Source organism: Nocardia blacklockiae, assembly GCF_015477355.1.
Taxonomy (GTDB): domain Bacteria; phylum Actinomycetota; class Actinomycetes; order Mycobacteriales; family Mycobacteriaceae; genus Nocardia; species Nocardia blacklockiae.
This window is the reverse complement of sequence record NZ_JADLRJ010000050.1, coordinates 1-358: the sequence shown is the minus strand read 5'-3', so window position 1 is coordinate 358 and position 358 is coordinate 1. Positions and strand designations below refer to the sequence as shown.

Genomic DNA, 358 nt, shown 5'->3' with positions numbered 1-358 from the left:
TCCATGGACTGGCTCGAGTCCCCAGGAGGCACTGCTAGGAGGGTGCTGCTGTCCACTTCACTCATGAGGAACTCGGACACTGTGCTACTGAAGGCCACAGCAATCGTCTCCAGGGCCTTCTCGAACTCCTGTTTCTCCAGATCATTGGTGCTCTCATAATGGAAGGCTGTGACCTTGGCAATGAGGGTGCCGGCTGCGGTGAGCGTCTCCACGGTGTTCAGCAGCGGGGACTTGGAGATGATCTGATGCATGACACGCAGAGCCTCACCCAGGCACTCGTGGGCCCGCGGGCGGCGGGCCTTCAGGAGGTCGTCACGCAACCCACACTCCTTAAGTTTCTCTAGGCCCTCAGCGAAGC

Annotated in this window: 1 protein-coding gene; it reads right to left on the bottom strand. The window is 59.8% G+C overall.

Annotation, left to right across the window (positions count from 1 at the left end; genetic code table 11):
* Window positions 1-320, bottom strand: a 320-nt coding sequence (locus IU476_RS37445) for a hypothetical protein (protein WP_195106768.1), incomplete at its 3' end; no start/stop codon positions are given.
* Window positions 321-358 lie beyond the last annotated feature (38 nt).